Source organism: Runella sp. MFBS21 (assembly GCF_029433105.1).
In the GTDB taxonomy this organism is placed as follows: Bacteria; Bacteroidota; Bacteroidia; order Cytophagales; family Spirosomataceae; genus Runella.
Map to the genome: position 1 here is coordinate 485,029 of NZ_JARNTW010000001.1, position 24,177 is coordinate 509,205.

The 24,177-nt window shown below is 42.1% G+C and carries 16 protein-coding genes; 12 read left to right on the top strand and 4 right to left on the bottom strand.

What is annotated here, in order from left to right; all coding sequences use genetic code 11:
- The first annotated feature begins 130 nt into the window (after positions 1-130).
- Positions 131-1,975 carry a YgiQ family radical SAM protein gene (locus P1X15_RS01910; protein ID WP_277336891.1) on the top strand — a complete coding sequence of 615 codons (1,845 nt, stop codon included), beginning with the start codon at positions 131-133 and terminating at the stop codon, positions 1,973-1,975.
- 32 nt (positions 1,976-2,007) lie between these two features.
- Here the strand turns inward: P1X15_RS01910 and P1X15_RS01915 are convergent, their stop codons facing one another.
- Complete coding sequence (locus P1X15_RS01915; RefSeq protein WP_277336449.1) at positions 2,008-3,945, bottom strand: DUF3857 domain-containing protein; 1,938 nt, start codon at positions 3,943-3,945, stop codon at positions 2,008-2,010.
- A 137-nt stretch (positions 3,946-4,082) separates the two neighbouring features.
- On the opposite strand from P1X15_RS01915, the gene P1X15_RS01920 reads away from it, so the two are divergent.
- Positions 4,083-4,472: a hypothetical protein gene (locus tag P1X15_RS01920; protein WP_277336450.1), complete on the top strand. Its 390-nt coding sequence runs from the start codon at positions 4,083-4,085 to the stop codon at positions 4,470-4,472.
- Here P1X15_RS01920 and P1X15_RS01925 read toward each other — a convergent pair.
- Entirely contained in the window at positions 4,469-6,517 is a 2,049-nt protein-coding gene (locus P1X15_RS01925) for a hypothetical protein (RefSeq protein WP_277336451.1), read from the bottom strand. The two genes, P1X15_RS01920 and P1X15_RS01925, sit on opposite strands and share 4 nt — an antisense overlap.
- Before the next feature lie 537 nt (positions 6,518-7,054).
- Here P1X15_RS01925 and P1X15_RS01930 point away from each other — a divergent pair.
- The 10 genes from P1X15_RS01930 to P1X15_RS01975 all read left to right on the top strand — a co-directional run bounded on the left by P1X15_RS01930 (position 7,055) and on the right by P1X15_RS01975 (position 22,103).
- Positions 7,055-7,474: a hypothetical protein gene (locus P1X15_RS01930; RefSeq protein ID WP_277336452.1), complete on the top strand. Its 420-nt coding sequence runs from the start codon at positions 7,055-7,057 to the stop codon at positions 7,472-7,474.
- 237 nt (positions 7,475-7,711) lie between these two features.
- Positions 7,712-8,344 carry a hypothetical protein gene (locus tag P1X15_RS01935; protein WP_277336453.1) on the top strand — a complete coding sequence of 211 codons (633 nt, stop codon included), beginning with the start codon at positions 7,712-7,714 and terminating at the stop codon, positions 8,342-8,344.
- 97 nt (positions 8,345-8,441) lie between these two features.
- Complete coding sequence (locus P1X15_RS01940; protein WP_277336454.1) at positions 8,442-8,894, top strand: hypothetical protein; 453 nt, start codon at positions 8,442-8,444, stop codon at positions 8,892-8,894.
- A 223-nt stretch (positions 8,895-9,117) separates the two neighbouring features.
- Positions 9,118-11,847, top strand: coding sequence for a substrate-binding domain-containing protein (locus tag P1X15_RS01945; protein ID WP_277336455.1), 2,730 nt, complete (start codon positions 9,118-9,120; stop codon positions 11,845-11,847).
- Positions 11,848-12,123: 276 nt separating this feature from the next.
- Entirely contained in the window at positions 12,124-13,449 is a 1,326-nt protein-coding gene (locus P1X15_RS01950) for a sugar porter family MFS transporter (RefSeq protein ID WP_277336456.1), read from the top strand.
- Between the two features lie 79 nt (positions 13,450-13,528).
- Positions 13,529-14,419, top strand: coding sequence for a carbohydrate kinase family protein (locus P1X15_RS01955; RefSeq protein ID WP_277336457.1), 891 nt, complete (start codon positions 13,529-13,531; stop codon positions 14,417-14,419).
- Between the two features lie 41 nt (positions 14,420-14,460).
- A complete protein-coding gene (locus P1X15_RS01960; protein ID WP_277336458.1) occupies positions 14,461-17,598 on the top strand; it encodes a SusC/RagA family TonB-linked outer membrane protein in 3,138 nt (1,045 codons plus the stop codon).
- A 20-nt stretch (positions 17,599-17,618) separates the two neighbouring features.
- Entirely contained in the window at positions 17,619-19,325 is a 1,707-nt protein-coding gene (locus tag P1X15_RS01965; RefSeq protein WP_277336459.1) for a RagB/SusD family nutrient uptake outer membrane protein, read from the top strand.
- A 94-nt stretch (positions 19,326-19,419) separates the two neighbouring features.
- On the top strand, positions 19,420-20,922 hold the full coding sequence (locus P1X15_RS01970) for a glycoside hydrolase family 32 protein (RefSeq protein ID WP_277336460.1): 1,503 nt from the start codon (positions 19,420-19,422) through the stop codon (positions 20,920-20,922).
- A gap of 248 nt (positions 20,923-21,170) precedes the next feature.
- A complete protein-coding gene (locus P1X15_RS01975) occupies positions 21,171-22,103 on the top strand; it encodes a carbohydrate kinase family protein (RefSeq protein WP_277336461.1) in 933 nt (310 codons plus the stop codon).
- Positions 22,104-22,107: 4 nt separating this feature from the next.
- On the opposite strand, the gene P1X15_RS01980 is transcribed toward P1X15_RS01975, so the two are convergent.
- Both P1X15_RS01980 and P1X15_RS01985 read right to left on the bottom strand, forming a co-directional pair.
- Entirely contained in the window at positions 22,108-23,379 is a 1,272-nt protein-coding gene (locus P1X15_RS01980; protein WP_277336462.1) for a hypothetical protein, read from the bottom strand.
- Between the two features lie 98 nt (positions 23,380-23,477).
- Positions 23,478-24,170 (bottom strand): hypothetical protein, encoded by a 693-nt coding sequence (locus P1X15_RS01985; RefSeq protein ID WP_277336463.1) that lies wholly within the window; start codon positions 24,168-24,170, stop codon positions 23,478-23,480.
- Positions 24,171-24,177 lie beyond the last annotated feature (7 nt).

Consider the following 24,177-nt stretch of genomic DNA (forward strand, 5'->3'; position numbering starts at 1 on the left):
CAGCAGTTCACAGCAAGCAGTATGGCGATATTGTTGGTTGTGAACTGTTTTGTTTCAAACTATTTAGGGTTATCTTTGGTTAAACTACCGCGTACCCATTCGACTTTGCAAGAAAATTTAAGAAAAAATGATGGTAGACAGACCCATAACAGATTGGTTGCCTTTGACAAAAAAAGAGGTAGAAAAACGAGGCTGGAATGACGTAGATGTGGTGCTTATATCGGGCGATGCCTACGTAGACCACCCAGCTTTCGGAACGGCGGTCATTGGGCGTATCATAGAGAGTGAAGGCTTTAAAGTGGCGATTGTGGCTCAGCCCAACTGGAAAGACGATTTAAGGGACTTTAAAAAGTTTGGTACACCTAAGTATTTCTTTGGCGTGACGGCCGGCTGCATGGATTCGATGGTAAACCACTATACAGCCAACAAACGTTTACGTTCCAACGACTCTTATACCCCCGGAGGAGAAGCTGGTTTTAGGCCCGATTATGCCACGACGGTTTATACCAATATTCTCAAACAACTATATCCTGAGGTGCCGGTATTGATTGGTGGTATTGAGGCTTCTTTGCGCCGAGTGACTCACTACGATTATTGGAAAGATCAGCTGATGCCATCGATTTTGGTGGACTCAAAAGCCGACCTTTTGGTATATGGAATGGGAGAGCAACCTTTGCGCGAAATACTGAGACGATTGAAAGAAGGGCAGACTTTCGCTGATTTGCAAGACATCAATCAAGTAGCCTATTTACAACCTTCTTCTGCCGAACTGCCCCGCTATAATGACTGGGAAACCGTGGAATTGTCGAGTCATGAAGTATGCTTGGCCGATAAAATCAAATATGCCGCAAACTTTAAGATTGTAGAAGTTGAATCCAATAAATGGCAAGCCAATCGTATTACGCAGCAGATTGGAGAGCAGCTATTGGTTATCAATCCTCCGTTCAAAATTATGGACGAGAAGGAAATGGATGCTTCTTTCGATTTACCATATACGCGCTTGCCCCACCCCAAATACAAAAATCGGGGTACGATTCCGGCCTATGAAATGATTAAATTCTCTATCAATATGCACCGTGGGTGTTTTGGGGGATGTAGTTTTTGTACTATTTCGGCGCATCAGGGTAAGTTTATTGCCTCTCGTAGCGAAAAGTCAATCATGAAAGAGGTGGAAGAAGTGACAAAGCACCCTGAATTTAAAGGCTACATTTCGGATTTGGGAGGGCCTTCGGCCAATATGTACCGCATGAAGGGCAAAGACGAGTCGATTTGTGCGCGCTGTTCGAGCCCAAGTTGTATTCATCCAGTTATTTGTTCCAATTTGGATACTTCTCATAAGCCACTTACGGAGCTTTATCGCAAAGTAGATGCGCATCCTAAGGTCAAGAAAGCATTTGTGGGTTCAGGAGTTCGGTATGATTTGCTGGTAGATGATTTCAATAAAAACAACAAAGACGGCAATCATGACGAATACATGGAGCAGCTCATTACGCGGCATGTATCGGGGCGATTGAAAGTAGCACCTGAACATACTTCTGATGATACCCTCCGCGTGATGCGTAAGCCTTCGTTTAAGTATTTTAAGTTGTTTAAACAGAAATACGATAAAATACAGGACAAGCACAATCTCAATCAACCGTTGATTCCTTATTTTATCTCTTCGCATCCGGGATGTGAGGAAGCTGATATGGCCAACCTCGCCGCCGAAACCAAAGATTTGGGTTTTCGTCTGGAGCAAGTGCAAGATTTTACACCTACTCCTATGACGGTGGCAGAGGTCATATACTATTCGGGAGTACATCCTTATACGTTAAAACCAGTGTATACGGCCAAAACACGGGAAGAAAAACAAAACCAAAATCGCTTTTTCTTTTGGTATAAACCCGAGTACAAGGATATGATAAGAAACCGCCTCAACAAACTCAAAAGGCCCGATTTGGCCAATCGTCTGTTGGGTAGTCCCAAGAAGAAGTAATAAAAAAAGAGGCTTTCGAGCCTCTTTTTTTATTACTTCTTCTTCAACGAAATTACTTCACTATAAGCTTCATTGAGAGCAGCTACCATTTTGTTCCATTCGGGAAAACTGGTTTTTTTGACCAATAACGTATTCAAATTAAGATGGCTACGTACAATGATTTGCCCATTTTTTTGTTCGTAACTAAGCTTAAAGCCAAAATCTGGATTCGAAAAACTAACGTTAGTGGGCAAATAAGACACCTCATACCCTTGAGGAATAGGGAGTGTCGTTATGGTTTCTTCGGCGTGCGTAAACTCATGTTTCCAATCATTTTTACGATTGTCTTCTTGGCGTTTGTCAGCCCACGGGCGAGTAAGGTGGGGATTGATAAACAACTCTCCTGCGGCTTCTTGAACATAATCAGGTACCCGAAAAGTATAATCAAATACCACCGGAACATCGCGTTGATTGAGTCCCAACACGGTTCTTTGCTCCAAAGTTGATTTGTTTGAGCCTCTGCTCAAAAGAGATTTATAATACTCATCTTTTTGGTTTTCTGACCGATATTGCACTGCCGATTTGACGGCGGTTTTCCAAAGTCCTTCAAATGAAAGCATTCCTTTGCCTTTCAGGGTTTTACCGTCAATAGATAAAGTAATAGAGTCCCGTTTGAAGTTTTGTAGCGGTGTAGCAATCGGCACGGGGACAATTTCATATTTGTCTTCTGACGTCATAATGAGCGCCTCCTTGCCTTGAATATGAGAAGTAGGGAGGCCAAAGTCGATGCGATCGTCGGTAGCATCCAAAAACTTCCACTCTCCTTTATATTTCACCGCCGCAATCATGTGATTGTCAACACTCATAGAAGGGTTTTCGGCATAGCGGTAGGGGATGTCGCGCGTGCCAATCCATACCAAATAAGACGGCACACCCGACAGATTGAGGAGTGTAGAAGTCAAGCTTGCCATGTCTTTGCAGTCACCGTAGCGTTTTTGACACACATCAGCGGCTTGGCGGGGTACAAATCCCCCGAGACCTTCTTCAAAAGCGATGTATTTTACATGGTCTTGCACCCAATAATACACTGATTTGATTTTATCTAGTTCACTTTTACCGCGCGTAAGGGAGTCGGCCAAGGCTTGTAATTGAGGGTTAGGCGTTTTGTTGAGGTCTTTGACCAAACTTTTGTAATAATTAAAGAGCTTTGGCACATTCCCAAGCACTTCTGTCGTCTGACCGTCGATAGTATAGCTTTCGATAAACAAAAATACCTGTGGGACGTAATGTCTGAGCGAAGGAGATTCGGTTTCGAGGGGTGAAGGTTTGATGTTTTGAGCTTTCCAAGAGTAAGTTGTCTTGCCATTTTGGGAGCTTTGCTTAAATACAATCCCCTTCATATCGCCGTAGGTTTTGTATGAAACTTTGACTGACGACGGAAATGTGACCGAAAATTCGCTGTTGAGTACGGGTACGTAATTTCCAAAAATAAACCCCGTAAGCATATAAGGATTTTTGATGCGTTCGCGATAAGACACACTCCCTATTCCTCCTTGTTTGGCGCCGGGGAAGGTGAATTTTTTGACTTGCATATCGTCAAAAAAAATCCCTCCGCCTGGACTAGGCCGTTCGGTTTTGAAGTTGGTGACGGGGGTACGTTTAAAGCCCGCCTTTTCGGGAATATAAGAAATAGCTTCTAAGTCTTTGATTTCTTGAAAAGCATCCGAGAAATAAATGCGTTCGTCGGCCCAAACGCTCGCTCGTTCATCCAAAAATACCCGGTCTTCTTGGTGTAAAACCTCAATTTGCAAGGCTTTATCCAAGATTTCGATAGATACTTGTTCCGAACGATTGACATAAGCCATCTCTTCGTCTGGAAACTTAGCTTTCAACTGCGCAATATTTACCTTTGGCTGTGCCCATGATAAAGTAAACGAGAGAAAAAATAGGAAAAAGTAAGCTATTTTTTGGGTCGTTGAGGAATAATGCATATTTCAAGAAATGATTAATGTGGCTCTAAAATAACGGAAGGTTGGCAAGAAAAGTTTTATTTTGTATTTCATCCTCTCACAAGACGAAACAATGAGGTATTTCTTTAATCAGGTTTTTTGAATTTAAAACAAAAATTATGCAAAAAGCAGCGGATGATTTGATGGGTGCGTCGTCGGAAGTAGTACAAGGGTGCCTCAATACTCCCAATTTGCTCCGTGACTTAATCTTTCAATTAATAAAAGATTTTCAGACCGCACAAATACCCTTATCGTTGGATGCAGAAGTTGCTTATTCTTTTGAAGGGCTTTGTGAGCATCTGGCTCAAGTCATCGAACTGCATTTGGACAAAGGCGGTACTTTGAAAAACCTGCTCAACCGCGTTGATTTGACCGAAAAACAAATCAGAAAAATGATACCTAATCAACTCAACGCTCATCTGCGCTCTTTGGCTGAGCTTATCATCAAGCGTGAGTTACAAAAAGTAGTGATTCGGTATTGGTACCGGCAAGCTTCCGAAAATAGCTAGGGAGTAATACTACAATTGACAAAAGAGCTGGGATTCAGTGTTTTTTTCCAACCTTTGGTTCGTGCTTCTTTTCTTTGATTCATGAGTAAGCTTTGTTTGCTTGCTACGGGCAAATACCGCCGTGTAAGGTCGTTGGACGAACTTTCGACTAATTTCATTTTTACATTTTTCCAATTGAATTCCACAAAAGGGACAAATGCCTCTACCGTATTACGAAGATTAGAGTCATTATCATAGCGGTAAGCTGTCATATAAGTAGATTGGCCGTCAGGAGTCACTACAGTAGTATGGGTTTGGAGTCGATTGTTGCCGGAGAAGTTTTTAAACTCATACCTTTCGCCAGAGGAAATGGATTCATTTTGAGTGATTTGGGGTTGATGGATGAGCCAGTTGAATTTCCATAAAATATCCGTCGCTTCGCAAGCTTCTACGATGAAGCCATTGTAAAGGGTATTTTCGTTTTTAAAGACATTTTCTCGATTCTCAAATTCTACAACTGTTCCTTTGTCTTGGGTAATGTTCTCAATTTTAGAGTTGCCCATGGCAAATTTGACGCCTGCGCCTTTTGCAATATGAAGGTGTTTGATGGTAAGGTCGGCATTGAGAGGTTGAACATAGTTTTTCTTTGCCGGAATACGACACACAAACTTGCCCACTCGGTGTCTACCGTCGGGTACGTTAGGAAAACCGAAGTAATAGCCGTCACCATAAAATTTGAGGCGGACATCGGTTTCTATTTCATCAAAAACAGCCCCTGTAATGCCTTTATTGAGCCACAAGCCCGTCATGTCGTTGAGAGCAGCTTCGCTCATAAATACGGGATTGGTGTTTTGAATCAATAATTTTTTTATATAAAAACTACTTTTAGGCGATTTAAACGAAGTCCATGTATGTTTGGAAGCTACCCATGAGAGGTTTTTGTTCATCATCGTAGGATAGGCTTTGGCGTCGGAGATGCCAGGTTTACGTAGAGCGCCGTCTATTACGTAGTTGTCCACTCGTACATGATTGACAGCTTGGGTATAAAATACCAACGAACAAGGGAAACGAGCGTAGATATTTTTGATGTACAAGCTATCTTTTCGTTTATGCACCTCGGGGTCTACTTGGTTTTCGAAGGTAAAAGTATAGAAAGGCTTTTCGATAGGTGCGTCTCCCCAAAGTTCTTGGTCTTGCTGAGCGTAGAGAGAATCGATGATTACGGCTCGATGTGCACCGCGTACATTTACGCCCCACACGGCGAAGTTTTCTTCTTGAATATTGAGACAGTTGAAGCCGTTGACTTCGCGGAAGGCTTTCACTTGGATACGGTCGTAGCCTATGTCTTTGACTTGGTCGTGGGTATCGATATTGATGCCGCACATGGGCATATTTTTAAAAGTCAAAGAGCCAATGGTCAATCTCGATGTAGGCTGATTAGTAGGAGAAATGATTTGTAAGAATGCCTGCCCCGCTTCATTTTTGGCGTTGGCGATTTTGAGGTTTTGGGTATTGCCATTGAGCAGTAGTGTGCCGCTCAATGTAAGTTCGGGAATGTCTTCAAGCTGAAGAATTTTGATTTGGTTTACGCCGTTTTGGGTTTGTAAAATTGTATTTTTAAAATCAAGTGTTAGCCGTTTGGGATTAAAGAGGTTTTTTGGGGTAATGATGAGCGGTTGGAGAAAATAAGTTTTGGCCCCGAAGTTAATCTTATCGCAAGCCATAAGTGCATACAAAAGCGCCTCATTGACACTGCTATCATTGTTGTTCATAAACCATTCTATCATTACTCCTTTGGAAGGATTATAGAGGCGTTTGTAGCGGCCTTTGACTTCGCGGCTCGAGCTTTCGAGAATAGTGCCGATATTGGGACTTGATTGGGTCTCCGTAGGGTCGTATCTCCAATCGCCTTGCTTCCCGGCATCCGTGATGCGATAGGTGGCATTAGGGGAGGGGTTTTTGAGGGTGACTAGTTGCCGTAAGGTGAGAGAACTAACTTGTGCTCCCCCCCTCAAAGACATGCCTAACAGAAGAGCATACAAAATAAAAAAAGTCGATTTGTTCATATCATTAGGGTAGATTCACTGTTATTAACTCCCAAACTCAAAAATATTGTATAAACCCAAAAACTATAGTGATGTGGGATATTTGTTGTGGTTTAGGGTTTTCCCGAATTGTGAATGGTAAGTAGCTACACTTTATGATTCAATGCCTGAAAGTAAAACCCAAGTCACTTAAAATGATGCTTAGTACTAGTGATTACATCAGATAAAAGTATATTTGTTTTTATTTGTCTTTTTTTGGAAAAGAAGAGTGCAAAATATGTCAAAAATAGTTTGTTGTTTTTTTAGGTGATTTGGATAATGTTTTTTGCACAAATAAAATGTAAATTGTTGGTAATTTATAAAAATTATCAACAATTTACATCTGAAGTTTTAGAAATAATGATTTTGTGCTTGTGGATAAATTTGTTTGTGGTTTTTTTTGGTAAATTTAAGGTATAATAAGAGTGAGTATTTTAAGAGATTAATAGAAGTAAATTAAATTTTTGTAATGAGAGAGAGGCTAGAAGAGCTATAATAGTTATGATAAAAAAATAAGTAATGGCTGAAAATCAAAAAAAATATGGAATTGCATTTTGTGTCATCATGATTATAGTAATAGTTTATGATTTCTACTATAGAAATGAAGTATCAAAAAAAATGAAAGAATGCTCTAGATATACAATAGGGGAAATAAAGAGTGTTTATACATCAAGATGGATGACTCGAATAAAGTATCAGTTTCAAGCAAGACAAATTAGAGTCGAACACAATACTACGGTAGGACGCTCAGAATCAGAGGATGGATGGTGGATAGATAAAGAGAAACTAAAGGAAAGGCGTTTGTTGATACAATACTATTGTAAAGAACCAAAAAGTATACATAAAATCTTTTGGAGCATCAAAGTACCCGACACGCTTAGTTATGTTCCCTTTGAGGGCTGGAAAGAAATTCCTTATGATTTGGCTGAAAATAAATAATGGATTGAACTTGGCAAGTTAATTCGCTAGGTTTAGTAATAAATAAATGCTATCGAAAGCCTGTCTCTTGAAAACTAGAGAAAAATAAAATTTTATAAAAAACAATAAAAACGCATCAACCAAGAGGAGTATTCTGGAATAATTGCCTAAGGGCTTGCTTTGTCTTTATATTAACCATAGACAGTGACACGAAATATGGGACACAAATTCAAAAACAATTAGATCAAATTATTAAAAATGGAGACTACAAAAAAACACCCTAAGTATTATGAGGTTATAGCGAAAGGAGATGATTTATTAGATCCGGTGGACTATCATCAATTGGTTAATCATCCTTCGTTCTGCGGGACTTGTGGCCAACCATTAGCAGGTATCAAGACGCTTCCAGATATTCAAATAAAAGAAATGTATAAAAAACAATGTAGTATTTATTATATGAGTCATTTTAAAGGTGTACCTGTGTGGGCAATACATATAACTTTATTGGAAGAATTGGCAAAATTTGTGAAAGTAGAAGACTATTTGATGTTGGGTACTTTGCTTGATGCTCATCAAAATATTATTGAAACCTACCGTACTTTTCTGCCGCGTTATTATCTTTTTGTAAGAGGTAGTATATTTTTTGAGAAAACTTGTGAGGCATGCCATTCTTATATTTATAGCGACTACCGAGCTCCCTATTTGCCAAGAATAGTAATAGGCTGCCCAATTCCCTTATTCGGAGTCAAAGGTGCTAGTCTCATGGTCAATACAGAAATAGGCTTGCATTTAAAAGCCCTCAAGCTACCTTGCCTAAGTGTCTCGTTTTTGAAAATCCAACAAGAACTTCCTCAAAACGCCCATGTACCACTTTATAAAACGTATTTCTGAATTAGTTACAGGCACATAGCTTGGTTATGATTAACAAATAATATTGAAAATATCTCGAGAAGTAGCTTGTCAGGAAATTAGATAAAATATTGAACTTATGAAACATTCATTCAGTGTATTTCTAATGTTGATTTTGGTGGCCTGCCAAACTAAAAAAAATAAGATTACCTTTTATATTGAAAATGGAAGTAGAGTAGATACTATAGTTAATATAAATGTATGGATTGAAGGACGGAAAGTTGTTGATACTAATTTTGTTTATTCTACTATTACCCCAAATTATGATACTTTTATTATTGAAGAACCTATGAAAGATAGTGTTCTGATTAGTGTAAGTACAAATACGGGAGCAAATAGACAATTTAAAATAAAGTTTGATAAAAATGCCTATGTTTTTCTTGCCTATGTACATGATTCAATAACAACAGAAAAACAGAGAAAGGTAATTGAACAAATGAAGAAAGAACTGAATGGATATGACCCCAGTGTGCTTTTGGAGAAGAAAGCTATTCGGGAAAAAGTTCAATATACAGAACCCTTGTTGTATTAGAAAAAATCTTTGCATTTTTCCTTAGAGAGTACTGAGCCAATTAAACAAAAATTTAGCTTTTGTCTAGAGTTCAAGATGGGCGGTAAGTTTAAGCGCCTCGTATAAAGAAGGTCCTAACCTCCACAGGGGTTGGACTTTTTTTTTATTTTACTTGACTTTTTTGTTATGAAATCTCTTCGACAAAAGTATCTTTTGTGTACTTTCGACCCGAAGAGAAACTCCAATGCGACTACGATTACTATTTATTATCTTGATATGGATGGGTGGGGGATGTCAGTCTGCCAGCGAAAGGAAGACGTACAGCATTGGGTTTTCGCAATGCACGGGCGGCGATGAGTGGCGGCGGGCAATGCTCAACGACATGAATAGAGAGCTTGCGCTTTATCCCCATTTTAAATTGCTGTATAAAGATGCCGCCAATAGCACTTCCACGCAATTGACCCAAATCAGGGAGTTGGTGGCTCAAGGTATTGATTTACTTATCATTTCTCCCAATGAGACTTCTCCCGTTTTGACCGAAGCAATTGATGCCGTTTTTCAAAGTGGTATTCCCGTGATTCTGCTCGACCGCAAAATCACGTCAGATTCTTATAATTCATTCATTGGGGCCGACAACTTGGAGATTGGACGAATGGTGGGCGAAGCGATTCCCAATCTCCTTCAAAACAAAGGCAAAGTGGTAGAAGTCTGGGGACTTCGAAGCTCTTCGCCTGCCCAAGAGCGTCATAAAGGTTTGGTAGAAGGGCTTACAAAAAGCAAGGCCGTTGAGTTAATAGGTGAACTTGATGGCGAGTGGGAACAAGATACCGCTCGAAAAGCCGCTCAGGCTCACCTTGATTTGCTACGGCAGGCTGATTTGGTTTTTGCTCACAATGATGTCATGGCGCTGAGTGTACAACGTGTCTGCACAGAAGCAGGTATCAACCCTCTTCCTTTATTTGTTGGAATAGACGGTCTCCCCGGAGCAAAAAGCGGCCTTCAAGGATTGATGGAAGGAAAACTAACGGCGACTTTTTTGTATCCTACGGGGGGCGAAGAGGCGATTGAAGTAGCAGCTCAGATTTTGGCAGGTAAAGCAGCCAAGCGAGAGTATATCCTCAGCTCTATTCGGATTGACCACAGCAACATTAAGGCCATCAAAGCCCAAAGTGATAAGTTATTGCATCAACAGCAGGATATTGAAAAATTAAACCAAAAAATCGGGCAATTGAATGACACCTACGCCACCCAAAAAAACGCTTTGTATGTGATTATTACCTGTTTGATATTGGCGGTATTGTTAGGGGTTTGGGCGCTGTATTTGGTAAGGGCAAAACAATTGTCCAACAAAAAACTGGAGTTGCAAAACCAACAAATCAACGAGCAAAAAAATAAAATAGAGGAGGTGTCGAACAAAGCACGGCAGGCTACGGAAGAAAAACTGCGCTTTTATTCTTACATTTCTCATGAGTTTCGTACTCCCCTGAGTTTGATTTTGACGCCCGTCGAAGACCTCCTTAGTCAAAAAGCGATTTCGCAAAAAGACCTCAAAACGGGTCTGGTGTATATCCAAAAAAATGCTCATCGGCTATTAAGACTGGTGGATCAAATGCTCGACCTTCGCAAAACCGACGCTGGCAAACAACTCCTTCAGGCTTCTGAGCAAGATATTGTGTTGTTTTTGCGAGAAATCGTAGCTGATTTTCAACAGAAAGCTCAGAAGTCTAAAATTGACTTGCAATTTATCCCTTCCAGTAGCCGTGTGGCTTTGTGGTTTGAGCCCGAAAAACTCGATAAGGTGCTGTTCAATTTGCTTTCGAATGCTTTCAAATACACGCCTAGAGGAGGATATATCCACGTGACATTGCAAGAATCGCCCGACAAGGTGCAGATTATAGTCAAAGACAACGGAGAAGGAATGTCGGAAACAGAGAAGGAAAGGGCTTTTGATTTGTATTTTAGTGGACAAAAAAAATACAGCTTAGGTACTGGCTTAGGGCTGGCACTATCGCGGGAGTTTGTACACTTACACCACGGTGATATTGAAGTGGCATCGTCCAAAAATGAAGGGACAACCTTTACTATTACCTTACCCAAGGGAGACGCCCACTTAATGATTGATGAAAAGACCTCCCTTGAACCCACAGAACGTATCACTCCTATTTTCTTTGAAGATACAGACCTACTGTCGTCTCTGCCGCAGTCGGTGGGAGAGGGTTCAAATGAAAGTGCCACTATTTTGCTCATTGAAGACAATACAGACTTGAGCTATTACATAGTAAATAAACTCAATAAAATGGCGTCTATTTCGGCCTATACCAATGCAGAAGAAGGCTGGGAGGGGATTTTAGGGACAATTCCTGACTTGATTATTTGCGATGTGATGCTCCCCGGAATGGATGGTTTTGAACTTACTCATCGTGTCAAAGAAGATTTCCGAACTTCGCATATTCCTGTATTGCTGTTGACGGCCAAAAGCCAAATAGATGCCCAAATAGAAGGTTCCAAAGCCGGTGCAGATGTGTACTTGACCAAGCCTTTCAATACGGTTCATCTTAGCGAAACCATCAAAACAATGCTTAACAATCGGGCCAAGGTTCAACGGAGATTTGGGTCAGAATATGTTTTTACGAGTGATAACAAAGCCGAAAAACGTTTTCTGAACGAACTAACGGCTCGTATTGAATCGCACATTTCGGATGCGGCCTTTGGGGTCGAAAAATTGAGCACCGAAATGGGAATGTCTCGGGTACAACTTTACCGAAAAGTACAGGCATTATTACAAATGAATGTCAATGACTATATCACCGAAATAAGAATCAATAAGGCCAAAACGCTACTGCGCGAAACCAACAAAAGTATCGCAGAAATTGCTTATGAAACTGGCTTCAACTCACCTGCTTATTTCACGACCCTCTTCCGCCAAAAACAAAATCAAACGCCCTCCGAATATCGAAAAGGAAATGGACTATGATTTCAATGAAAGGAATGCGTTAGCTGCCGTTTCTTAGCGTAATCATTAGGATAGAATCATGTACGATTTCTTAAAAACGATGTAACATTTTCTAAATACTTTTGTGGATATTTTTATTTAAAAGTCTGAAAGTCAATATTTTGTATATTTTTTTGAATTTATAAATATTTGAAAGAAAACCAAAATCTAATCTCCTAATACCCTTCTACTTTTGACTCATTCAATCGCAGGGTTGACCATTGCGATGTAGAAACCAAACGCTAAATCTTTTATCGAATGAGTCGTCAAAACAGTATCTTTTTTTGGTCTATCACGGCCGCGTTAGGTGGTTTTCTGTTCGGGTTTGATACCGCCGTAATTTCGGGAGTAGAACAAACACTCCAACAACTTTGGTCGCTTACTCCTTTCCAGCATGGCCTTACGGTATCTATTGCGTTGATAGGGACCGTCATAGGCTCTTTTTTTGGGGGGATTCCCGCCGAGCGCCTTGGCCGTAAAAAGACCTTGTTTTGGATTGCAGTTTCTTATTTGCTTTCTGCTTTGGGCACCGCTTTGGCACATGAGTGGAGTTTGTTTTTAGTGTTTCGATTTTTGGGAGGCTTGGGGGTAGGTGCCTCTTCGGTAGCAGCTCCTATGTATATTACCGAAATCTCGCCTGCGCATTCGAGAGGTAAGATGGTAGCTCTTTTCCAGTTCAATGTGGTGTTTGGAATTCTGATTGCCTATGTATCCAATTATTTTTTAAAAGATATACCTCAAGAGGCGTGGCGTTGGATGTTGGGTGTGCAGGCAATTCCGGCTTTGCTGTTTGTGATTACGGTTCTCAATATCCCCGAAAGTCCACGTTGGTTGGTATTGAAAAAGGGCAAGACTCAGGAGGCTTTGTCTATTCTTCAAATTATTGACCCCGCCACTGCCGAGCAAACTTTGGTGCGTATTTCGGATGCTCAAAATGATACGATAGGTCGTACACCCAATTTGTTTTCGGGAAAATACAAAACCCCCGTTGTGTTGGCGGTACTGTTTGCGCTTTTCAATCAACTATCGGGCATCAATGCGATCATTTATTATGCGCCACGTATTTTTGAAATGACAGGCTTAGGCAAAGATTCGGCTTTATTGTCGTCGGCGGGAATTGGGCTTACAAACTTGATTTTTACGCTCTTAGCACTCAACGTAATCGACCGTTTTGGGCGCCGTAAGTTGATGCTGATTGGCTCTGTGGGGCTGATTATAACGTTGGGCTTGGTAGCGCGGGCTTTTTATGTCGAAGATTTTGGTATCACCGTACCCGTGTTGTTGTTTGTTTACATTGCTTTTTTTGCCTTCTCCCAAGGAGCAGTGATTTGGGTATTTATTTCAGAGATTTTCCCCAACGAAGTACGTGCCAACGGGCAAGCTTTGGGGAGTTTTACGCACTGGATTATGGCCGCAATCGTGGCTTTTAGCTTTCCATCTATCGCTAGTTATTTAGGGGGAGGTCATACGTTTTTATTCTTCGCTGGTATGATGCTTCTTCAGTTGGTTTTTGTGTGGAAAATCATGCCCGAAACCAAGGGCTCTACGCTCGAAAAAATCCAGCCCACCGTTTTTGCTCATTAAGCATTGCTCCGAATGTGCATTTAGATTTTTTAGATAATTGTCTCTGATTTACAATAAGTTATAAAACTGCCTCGCTAATATGGAAACCAATATTGTTTGTTTTGGAGAAATGCTTTGGGATGTATTGCCTACTGGCAAACAACCTGGTGGTGCTCCCATGAATGTAGCCGTTCACCTCAAAAATTTAGGTCACAATCCCACGATGGTTAGCCGCATAGGGCGTGATGATTTGGGAGAGGAATTACTAGATTTTGTGAAGCAAAAAGGCCTATCGACTCATTTGATTCAGCAGGGTGAAACCCACCTCACTGGCGTAGTAAAAGCCAATGTGAGCGACAAAAATGAGGTCACCTACAAAATCGTCCATCCAGTAGCGTGGGATTATATCCAATCCAATGAGGCACTCGAAGCAGCGGTGGCTCACTCGGATGTGCTAGTATACGGAAGTTTGGCCGCTCGTAGTGCGACAAGCGCCGAAACCCTCTTTCGTTTGCTAAAAAAAGCCTCTTTCAAAGTATTTGATGTCAATCTGCGCGCTCCTTATTATGATTCCGAACTCATTAAAGCGTTGTTGATAGAAGCCAATATGGTCAAAATGAACCTTCAAGAGCTGGATGTTATAGCTACTTGGTATGGACTCGGAACCAACGAAGAGATGGCTGTGATACGTTTGGCAGAGCTTTTTGATATACAGACCATCTGCATCACTAAAGGCGAGAATGGTGCCTTGCTCTGGACAAAAGGTCAATTTTATCATAGCGCAGGATTTCAGGTAGAAGTAAAAGACACCATTGGAAGTGGTGACTCTTTTTTGGCAGCGCTACTCACTTGTCTCTTACAAGGAAAAACCCCTACGGATAGTCTTCAATTTGCTTGTGCTATGGGGTCGTTGGTAGCTACTTATCGCGGCGCAACTCCCTATGTGACAGTTTCCGGAATTCAATCTTTTTTAACCCCCCATTTTACATAATCTCCCATTTTATGAACACTAAAAATCTCTACCTTATGAAGATGAAGAATTATCTTCTGAGCATCGCAGTTTGGCTACTGTCGTTGCAAGTTGTCATGGCGCAGAGGGTCGTTACGGGGACCGTGACGGGCGAAGACAACAACGAACCCCTCGTAGGAGCAAGTATCCTGATTGCGGGTACTACTATCGGAACCACAGCCAACGGAGACGGGAAATTTTCGCTTTCGGTTCCCGACAATGCTACCACCTTGAAAGTGTCATTTATTGGTTATACCACCAAGGAAGTAGTCATTACTTCTACCAACAATGTCACTGTTAGTCTTGCGCCTGGTGGGGCTTTGGGCGAAGTAGTAGTGGTAGGTTATACCACTCAAAGAAAAGAAGATTTGACGGGCTCGGTAGCGGTAGTGGAGCTAAAACCTCTTAAAAACAATAGCTCTGGCAATCCTATGCAGGCATTGCAAGGGCGTGTGCCAGGGTTGTATATCGAAAGAGATGGCTCTCCCAATGGTTCCAATAGTCGTATTCTGATTCGCGGTGCCAATACCCTAGGAAACAACGACCCTCTGTATGTGATTGACGGGATTCCGACGGTGCGTCCAGAAGTTTTTCAAAATATGAATCCGGCCAATATCGAATCCATTCAGGTATTGAAAGATGCTTCGGCAGAGTCGATTTACGGGGCACGTGCTTCCAATGGGGTCATTATCGTAACCACCAAAAATGGAGGAAATACCAATGGGAAAATAGAATTTCAATTCAATAGCAGTATTTCGGCTCAGTCCGAAAAAGCCATGCGTTTTAAAATGCTAAATGCCGTAGATAGAGGGAGGGCTTTGTGGCAAGCCTCGGTCAACGACGGACAAGACCCTGCGGCGGGCTATGGTGAAATCTATGATTTTGATTGGAATAAAAACTTTGCGAATCCTACTTTGAACAAAGTGACGCTAAAGCCTTTTGTGGGAGGTGATCCCAATACTCCTGTAGGAGATACCGATTGGCAAAATGTAATGTACAAAACGGGCATCGTGACTCGCAATGACCTCACGGCATCTTATGGCAATAAAACCTCTTCTTTAGAAATCAATATCGGTCATCTCAAAAATACCGGAATGCTCCGTTTTACCAATTACGACCGTTTGAGTGGTAGTATCAGTGCGATGACGAGAGCATTTAATGACAAAGTAAAATTTGGGGTCAATCTACGAATTGCAGACTCGAATGAGACCTTGACAGCTACTGATTTGGGAGGTGCTACTACTACTTCATTGGCTGTGACGTTGGCTCCTACAATTCCGGTATATCAAAAAGACGGTGTAACGTATGCAGGAGCTTCGGGAGCGGGCTATTCGGATCGCAACAATCCCCTGCATATGCAAGACATCGCTAAGTGGAACAACGCCAGTCGATTGAGTTCTTTTGGAAATATTTTTGTAGAAGTAGAACTCCTCAAAAACCTATTCTTTAAATCTAACTTGGGTGCCGACGATGCTCGCTTTTTGAATAAAGTCATTACGCCCACTTTCTCGGAAGGAGCCTTCAATCGTACCACCAATAGCTTATTTTTTGACCAGAATCATTACTTAAGCACTACTTGGTCCAACACGCTCCGCTATAGCCTAGATTTGAACAGCAAAAATCATTTCAAATTTTTGGTAGGTACTGAATACATCAAAACCAATTTGGATTTTCAAACGACCAAAAAAGAAGGATTTGCTTTACAAACGGAAGCTTATTTTACGCTCAATGCCGGTACTGGCAACACCACCGTGACGGGCGGCTCTACAGGGCACCGATTGCTATCGCAGTTTGCCCGTGTCGATTATACTTTCAATGACAAATATTTAGCGGCGGTCACGGTTCGTCGCGATGGCTCTTCACGGTTTGGGGCCGACAATCGCTATGGAATATTTCCAGCCGCCTCTTTTGGGTGGAGAATCGACCAAGAAGGGTTTATGCAAAACAATACGTTGTTTTCGGAGTTGAAAGCCAGAATCGGAGTAGGGCGTGTGGGTAATCAACAAATTGGTGATTTGGCTCGTTTTGGATTGTTTGATACGCGTTATGGCACTACACAAGCGCAACTTGGAGGAGGTTTTTGGGAACAATACATGAATATCGGCACCGCCTATTCTTTGTCGGGGGCTAATTCCGGCACTTTACCTTCGGGATTTGTGCAGACGCAAGCTGCCAACTCAGCCCTAAAATGGGAAACTACCGACGAAATCAACGTAGGTACTGATTTCGCGATTTTGAACAACAAAATCTTTGGTTCGTTTGATTATTTTACTCGTCGTACTACTGGTATTTTGATTACGCCTCCTGTAGCTTCGGCTTTGGGCGAGGGGCAATCAAAAGCGGTAAATGGTGCTTCGAAGTCTAACAAAGGATGGGAGTTTGTGTTGGGCTATCGGGGAGCGGGATTTGGAGATTTGAAGTACAACATTGTAACCAATCTTACCCATTTTAGGGACAAAATCACGGAACTTCCCGAAAATGTACGTCCTGCCTATCCCGGAAACCTCGTAAATACCATCATTGGACATTCGCAGTTTGATATTTTTGGCTACAAAACCAATGGCCTCTTCCAATCACAATCGGAAGTAGATGCAGCCCCTGCACAGGTAGGTGCGGCACCAGGTAGAATTCGCTACGTAGATATCAACAATGATAACAGAATCGATGACCTAGATCGCACATGGATAGGAACTACGCTACCGGCTCTTGAATATGGTGTAAGAATTGACATGAGCTACAAAAAGTTTGATTTATCAATCTTTGGCTCCGGAGTAGCGGGTAGAAAAGGGTTTGATGTTTATACCTTGTTTAATAATCTCATGAAAGGACGTGAGAATGTGGGGCCGGGCGTATTTGATGCTTGGACTCCCCAAAATACCAATACCAGCGTTCCGGCTTTGACCCTCAAAGACAACAACAACGAAGGACGCACATCAGACTATTTTATTGTCAACACTTCGTATTTCAAGATGCGCAACATCCAGCTTGGCTATAATATTAATCCTAAAGGGGTATTTAGCCGTCTTCGGGTATTTGGGATGGCCGAAAATCTATTTTGGTTCAAAAGCAAAAGTTACTTAAGCCCTGACCCTGAGCGTATCGACCTTGGGCCAGTGCCGATTCCCAAAACTTTTACCTTCGGTGTAAATGCGTCATTTTAATGCCTCAAAATTTTCCAAACATGAAAAAGAACATATTCTCTACTATATTTATTTCGGGGGTTTTGGCTTTTAGCTCGTGCGAAAATGCCCTCGACTATACCCCAACAGGTGTACTTTCCTCTTCTGACCTTACTTCTCCTACCGCAATTGACGGTTTGGTGACAGCGGCTTATGCTGCTATCGGCAATGGCGATATGATAGGCCCTATCTACAGCATGTGGGCTTATGGTAGTGTACGCTCCGACGATAGCTACAAAGGCGGAGGAGGTACAGGAGATGTGGGTGAAGTAGATGCCCTTGAGCATTATAATTTGGTGACTCCTACCATGGGTTCTTTTGTGACGCGTACTTGGCAAAACCTTTTTAAGTCTATCTCTCGATGCAATGTAGCTTTGCGCGCCGTCAATACGCTCAATGAAACTACTTTTCCTAATAAGAAAATACGCTTGGCTGAGTTGAGATTTTTGAGAGCACACAGCTATTTTACTATGAAATTGCTCTACAAAAACATTCCAATCTTTGACGAAACTGCCACGGAGACAGATATTCTGAAAACCTCAAACAATCTTTCCAATGAAGAATCATGGAATAAAATTGCCGCAGATTTTCAGTTTGCCATTGATAATCTGCCCACGAGCCAAACCGAAATCGGCAGAGCCAATAAATTGGCAGCGCAGGCGTATTTGGCAAAAGTAAGACTATACCAAGCTTACGAGCAAGACAATCAGCACAAAGTAATCAATATCAACAAAGGGAGATTGCAAGAAGTAATAACCCTTACTCAAGCCGTGATTGCATCGGGCAAGTATAGTTTGAGCAAAGATATTGCTGATAACTTTTTGCCCGAAACCGAAAATGGCCCCGAATCGATTTTTGCCATTCAGTTTACCATCAATGACGGCACCACTGCTGGGCGAATGAGCTACGAAGATGGCCTTAATTACCCACACGGTGCCCCTCAATATGGCTGCTGTGGGTTTCATGCGGGAAGCCAAAACCTCGTCAATGCCTACACTACCAATGCAGATGGTTTGCCCAACTTTGACACCTTTAATGATAAACCTGCTGATCTAACAACCCAGACCGTAGATACCCGACTCGACCATACCATCGGGATGGAGGGGCATGTCTATAAATACGACAACACAAGATTGTTTAGCAATAGCTGGGTACGCGACCCGGGAGTCTATGGAAATTTCCATACGATGCGCTTTCAGCAATTGGCTACGAGTGGGTCGTATTTCAAACTTGGGCCTTTTATGGGTACCGCCAAAAATTACGATATACTTCGCTATGATGATGTTTTGTTGATGCAAGCGGAAGCGTATATTCAGCTTGGACAGCCTGCCAATGCTCTTCCGCTTATCAATCAAATTCGAGAAAGGGCGGCGGCGAGTACAGGGCGTCTCAAAAAACTTGATGGTACTTTTGCTTCTAAATACAACGTAAAGCCTTATACTGCTACGGGGTGGACCCAAGATTTTGCTTTCAAAGCGCTTCAGTGGGAGCGGCGTTTGGAGTTTGCTACTGAAGGGGCGCGTTTCTTTGACTTGGTGCGCTGGGGAATCGCCGAGCAAACCCTCAATGCTTATATCGCCAAAGAAAAAATCAGTCGTACCTTTTTGGCTACTGCTAAGTTTACGGCAGGGCGTGATGAGTATTTGCCTATTCCTCAGGCCGAAATTACGTTTACCAACGGTTTGTATAAGCAAAATCCAGGGTATTAAAACAAGCTCATAGCCCACTAAAATGAATGGTCGCAGTTAAAATCGACAGCGGCCATTCTTATCTTTATACATATCGAAATCAAGACACACACACATGAAAAAAAAATTAATCATAGGCGTATTTGTACTTAAGTCGATAGTTGGATTCGCCCAATCAAAATCCTATCCAGAGTATCGTCCCGTTTATCACTATACGTCTCCTAAAAACTGGGTAAATGACCCCAATGGCTTGGTGTATCTTGATGGCGAATATCATTTGTTTTATCAATACAATCCTTTTGGTAATAAATGGGGACACATGAGTTGGGGACATGCCGTGAGTCGTGACCTCAAAAATTGGGAAACATTACCGCTCGCGTTGCCCGAATTTGATAATTCTGATGGTACCAAAACCATGATTTTTTCGGGTTGTGCTGTCATTGATAGCCTCAATACCTCTGGTTTTTTTGAGAAAGGTTTCAAGAAAGGAATGGTGGCGGTGTTTACATCGCATATTGAAGGTAAAGCCCAGCACCAAAGCCTTGCTTATAGCACCGACAAAGGCCGAACTTGGAAATTTTATGACAAAAATCCCGTGCTAGATTTGGGGATGAAAGATTTCAGAGACCCCAATGTGATTTGGTATCCCGACAAAAAAGCGTGGATTATGACCGTCGTAAAGCCGCTAGAGTATACCGCTCAGTTTTATGAATCTAAAGATTTGAAAAAATGGACATTGCTGAGTGAGTTTGGCAAACAAGGCGATATGACCAAAATATGGGAGTGTCCATCGCTTACCAAAGTACCAGTAGAAGGTAGCAAAGAATCAAAATGGGTATTGATGATTTCGAGTGGGCATCGACAAAAAAACTATTTAGCGATGCAGTATTTTGTAGGAGATTTTGATGGGAAAACGTTTACTCCCCAAAAACAAAAAGATATTCTGTATGTAGATGAAGGCAAGGATTTTTATGCGGCGATTCCATTTTATAACCTTCCTAAGTCGCACAAACCCATGATGATTGGATGGGTGAATGATTGGGAATATGCAGGCGATATTCCGACAGGAGATGTATGGCGCGGGGCGTTTTCGGTGGCGCGTGAGATGTCTCTCAAAAAAACATCTGATGGGCTTCGACTGATTCAACAGCCTGCAAAACAGCTGAAAAGTAATCAAAAAGAGGTATTTAGTATTAAAAATAAAGCCATAACCGATTCTTACGTTTTACCCTTTAAAGGTGATGTGTTTGATTTGAATGTAGAACTTGATTTTGGGCAAGCAAAAAGCCTAGCTTTGAATGTATTAGAAAGCGAAGGCGAGGCTACCACGGTGCGTTATGAGGTAGCTACTCAAGAGCTATCACTGGATCGAACACGGTCTGGACAAGTCGATTTTCACCCACGGTTTTCGAGTATTGAGCGTATCAAAGTACCCTTGAAAGAGGGTAAGCTTAAATTGAGAATATTGGCCGATAAATCTATTCTCGAAATCTTTGTTCAAGACGGCGAACAAGTTCTTACAGAGTGGGTATTTCCGACCAAGCATGAGGGCGGTATCAGGTTTACTACCCAAGGCGGGAGAGCTCAAATCAAAAACTTGTGGGTAGGTGGGTTTTAGGACACTTAATAAGCTTAGACTTCTCCGAAGTCTTTGGTGTAAGGGAAAACCTCATGCTACAAAGATTAAGCTTCTTCGAAGCTATTCTTTCAAGGTAACATTTTTATTATGCCTCGGAGAAACACAAGGCTTATAGCTAATAAGGCTGCAAAAGAACAATGACATCGAACAAGGCTTAATATCTTCCATGAGGGTTTTGCAAACGTGTCAAGTTTAAATATAAATTGCGGAAATCTTTCCTATAACCTATGATACCTAAAAAATACGCCCTCGTCTCGGTGGGGGAGCTGCTCGCTGACTTGATTGGAACAGAATTTACGCAAAATCTGTCGGATACCGAAACTTTCAGAAGATTTCAGGGTGGAAGCCCCGCAAACTTGGCCGCTAATATGGCTCGCTTAGGCAATCCCACGGCTCTAGTAGCCTGTGTAGGCCACGATAATTTGGGTACCTACTTGATCCAAAAAGTAGCCGAAACGGGCGTGGATACTGCCTATATTGCCAGCGACAGCATGGCTCCAACAAGTATAGTGCTGGTTTCGCGTACAAAGGGAACGCCCGATTTTATTGCCTATCGTACTGCCGACCGTATGATTCATCCTGTTCACATTACCGATGAATTGTTGCGAAATGCCTCTTTCTTCCATACCACTTGTTTTGCCTTGAGCCAAGCACCCGCCCAAGATACCATAGTGGAGGCCGCTCAAAGGGCCTACGCCGCAGGATGTATTGTGAGCTTAGATGCAAACTATGCTCCTCAAATATGGCCCGACCGCACCCAAGCGCAAAAAGTGATTGCCGATTATTGTAAAAATGGGACTTTTGTCAAATTGAGTGAAGATGATGCCGAGCGTATTTTTGGTGAGCCACGTTCCAATTCCGACATTATCAATACTTTTCATGCAATGGGAGCTCAGTTGGTCTGCCTGACTTTGGGCGGAAAAGGAAGTATTGTTTCTTCTGATTTTGGAAAAGAATACGTCGAAATCGCAGGCCGCCCTATTGAAGTCAAAGATGCTACGGGTGCAGGAGATTCCTATTGGGCGGGATTCTTGACGGCTTGGCTTGATGGCAAATCGCCCGCCGAATGTGCCCAAGCAGGAGCCAACATTGCAGCCCTCAAAATAAGCACGGTAGGGCCACTTCCTCCTAAGGTCGAAAGGGCTATCTTGTATCAGTAGTGTATTACTGCTTGAGGGTTTCGTCGCCGGGTTGGTATTTGACGTAATAAAGCACCATCTCCATCATCTCTGATGTAGAGCTCCACCCGTACGATATATCACGGGTAGGTTTGAAGGGATTGAGAGGATTGGCTTCTGTATTGTCATATTCGGCTTCGGCGATGATGACCGAGCCTTTCGGAATAGGAAGTAATGTAGAAAACTGATAGGTCATTTGCCAATTAAAATCCCAGTTATCAATTTTTATCAAAGGCACTAAATCGCCATCAGGAGTAATGGCAAATGCCTTAAATGACTTGCCTAGCCAATGCATATGAGGAAGTACCGAAATCGCCGAAATATCTTCTTGAATTGGTCCTTTGCTCATATAAAATTTGGGTTGAGCATTGGCCTGAATATAAAAAGGAGGATTAGTAATGTCTTCTTCATAAAAAATCATAGATTGAATCTCTCGCTTGACGGGCGCTTTGGCAAAATAAAGATTGACCGTGGATTGATCGGTTTGTATTTTTGGAGAAGGAGAATAATGAATATTGAGGACTAAGTTGGCACGAGCCGGTATCTTTTTGGCAACTCCCGTCGGAAACTGTATGCGGTCATTGCCAGGCACCCACCCGTACAAAAATTGGTCAGCCATGGGTATCTTCTGAAATTCCACTAGCCGATGGTCAGAAGCTTCCATTCCCTCTAAGCCGCTCATACGCCCACTTGTATCTACCATCACTCTACTATGATGAACTACTTTGCGATTGCCCGGCACAAACTCAATCGCCTCTACCATGACGTCTTTAGTGAGATGAGTCGGAATATGAAAATACCTAAACTCTTCGATGCCTGTATTAGGGATAGTAAAAGCATTCGCCATTTTTAAGGTAAGGTCTGGCGTTCGGGAAGAGAGAGAAAGAGGGGTGTTTGGTGATGAAAGAGAAGCGTTTTTTTTCTTCTTTCCTTCCATGCTTCCTTGCTTTACCCATTGTTGTATAAGTTCAATCTGAGTAGAATCCAATCCTCGTTGATTAGCATAATGTTGAAAAGACTTATCGGCCGGGAAAGGAGGCATGTATTTGATTTGAGTTACTTTGGCTATAAACTCAGAGCGTTTTGCTACGTCTTCGTAAGAAATTAAACTAAAAGGCCCGATACCCCCTGGGCGGTGGCATATCATGCAGTTTTTGGCTATAATAGGCTGAATATGTTCGGTATAGGTAATTTTTTGTTGGGTAAAACCCAAACACACGGTGCCAAATATTAACCAAAATGCAATGAAGAATTTCATGCCCAAAAGAAATTTTATAAGACAAAAATACAAGTTCTATCCTTAACAAAACAGGGCGAGCTTTCGCCCGCCCTGTCTGTAAGTCAGTACATCAAAACTTAGTTGACGCGTAAGGCCATAGAGCAGTTGGCACCTTGTACTTCGGTACATACCGAAGGGCTCCAGCTACGATATATAAGTCCTTTATCGCTGGTCAATCTCCAAGTAAAGGTAAACAAATCACCCGCCAATGCTTTTCCGTTGCTAGCGGTTCGAGCTGCTAAGAAAGGAACCGTAGCCGTACGTTTAGAAGCAGTGCCAAACACTTGGGTGTCTGTTTTTCCATCATACTTGAAAGTGGCCGCTTTATACAAATCATAGATTTGAGTATAAGGAATGCTAAACTTTACATCAGTACGAAGGGCTGGTCCATTGAGCGTAGTCAACAATTTAAGCCCGTGGTTGGCAGTAGTGGTGGAACCGTCAGATGCCAAATAAGCTTCTGTAAAAGTGACATAAATATCAATTTTAGTAATATTAACACTTTTGTCAATAGAATTCCAACGAATTTGGGCATCTACAGGTGCGGTGGTCCATGCCGCCATAGTGCGAGATAAGGCATCTGCCCCTCTGTTGAGGGTAGCACTAGGTGCAAATGGCGTTTTTTGAGGTTGTCCATTGACAATAAACGTCCCAAAAGCATTCGCATTCCCTTGCGGGGTAAGGTTGGGATCTAATTCGGGCTTCTCGCAGGCAAACATTACCACGAGAGCTGTTGATAAAAAAGAAGCTAGTATCTTCGTCGTTTTCATATTTCTC

What these genes read in the sequence shown, in the direction of transcription:
- P1X15_RS01945 (WP_277336455.1), top strand. Translation starts at nt 9,118, where the DNA reads ATGCGACTACGATTACTATTTATTATCTTGATATGGATGGGTGGGGGA.
- P1X15_RS01980 (WP_277336462.1), bottom strand. Translation starts at nt 23,379, where the DNA reads ATGAAATTCTTCATTGCATTTTGGTTAATATTTGGCACCGTGTGTTTG.
- P1X15_RS01960 (WP_277336458.1), top strand. Translation starts at nt 14,461, where the DNA reads ATGAAGAATTATCTTCTGAGCATCGCAGTTTGGCTACTGTCGTTGCAA.
- P1X15_RS01930 (WP_277336452.1), top strand. Translation starts at nt 7,055, where the DNA reads ATGGCTGAAAATCAAAAAAAATATGGAATTGCATTTTGTGTCATCATG.
- P1X15_RS01925 (WP_277336451.1), bottom strand. Translation starts at nt 6,517, where the DNA reads ATGAACAAATCGACTTTTTTTATTTTGTATGCTCTTCTGTTAGGCATG.
- P1X15_RS01935 (WP_277336453.1), top strand. Translation starts at nt 7,712, where the DNA reads ATGGAGACTACAAAAAAACACCCTAAGTATTATGAGGTTATAGCGAAA.
- P1X15_RS01965 (WP_277336459.1), top strand. Translation starts at nt 17,619, where the DNA reads ATGAAAAAGAACATATTCTCTACTATATTTATTTCGGGGGTTTTGGCT.
- P1X15_RS01910 (WP_277336891.1), top strand. Translation starts at nt 131, where the DNA reads ATGGTAGACAGACCCATAACAGATTGGTTGCCTTTGACAAAAAAAGAG.
- P1X15_RS01915 (WP_277336449.1), bottom strand. Translation starts at nt 3,945, where the DNA reads ATGCATTATTCCTCAACGACCCAAAAAATAGCTTACTTTTTCCTATTT.
- P1X15_RS01985 (WP_277336463.1), bottom strand. Translation starts at nt 24,170, where the DNA reads ATGAAAACGACGAAGATACTAGCTTCTTTTTTATCAACAGCTCTCGTG.
- P1X15_RS01920 (WP_277336450.1), top strand. Translation starts at nt 4,083, where the DNA reads ATGCAAAAAGCAGCGGATGATTTGATGGGTGCGTCGTCGGAAGTAGTA.
- P1X15_RS01970 (WP_277336460.1), top strand. Translation starts at nt 19,420, where the DNA reads ATGAAAAAAAAATTAATCATAGGCGTATTTGTACTTAAGTCGATAGTT.
- P1X15_RS01975 (WP_277336461.1), top strand. Translation starts at nt 21,171, where the DNA reads ATGATACCTAAAAAATACGCCCTCGTCTCGGTGGGGGAGCTGCTCGCT.
- P1X15_RS01940 (WP_277336454.1), top strand. Translation starts at nt 8,442, where the DNA reads ATGAAACATTCATTCAGTGTATTTCTAATGTTGATTTTGGTGGCCTGC.
- P1X15_RS01950 (WP_277336456.1), top strand. Translation starts at nt 12,124, where the DNA reads ATGAGTCGTCAAAACAGTATCTTTTTTTGGTCTATCACGGCCGCGTTA.
- P1X15_RS01955 (WP_277336457.1), top strand. Translation starts at nt 13,529, where the DNA reads ATGGAAACCAATATTGTTTGTTTTGGAGAAATGCTTTGGGATGTATTG.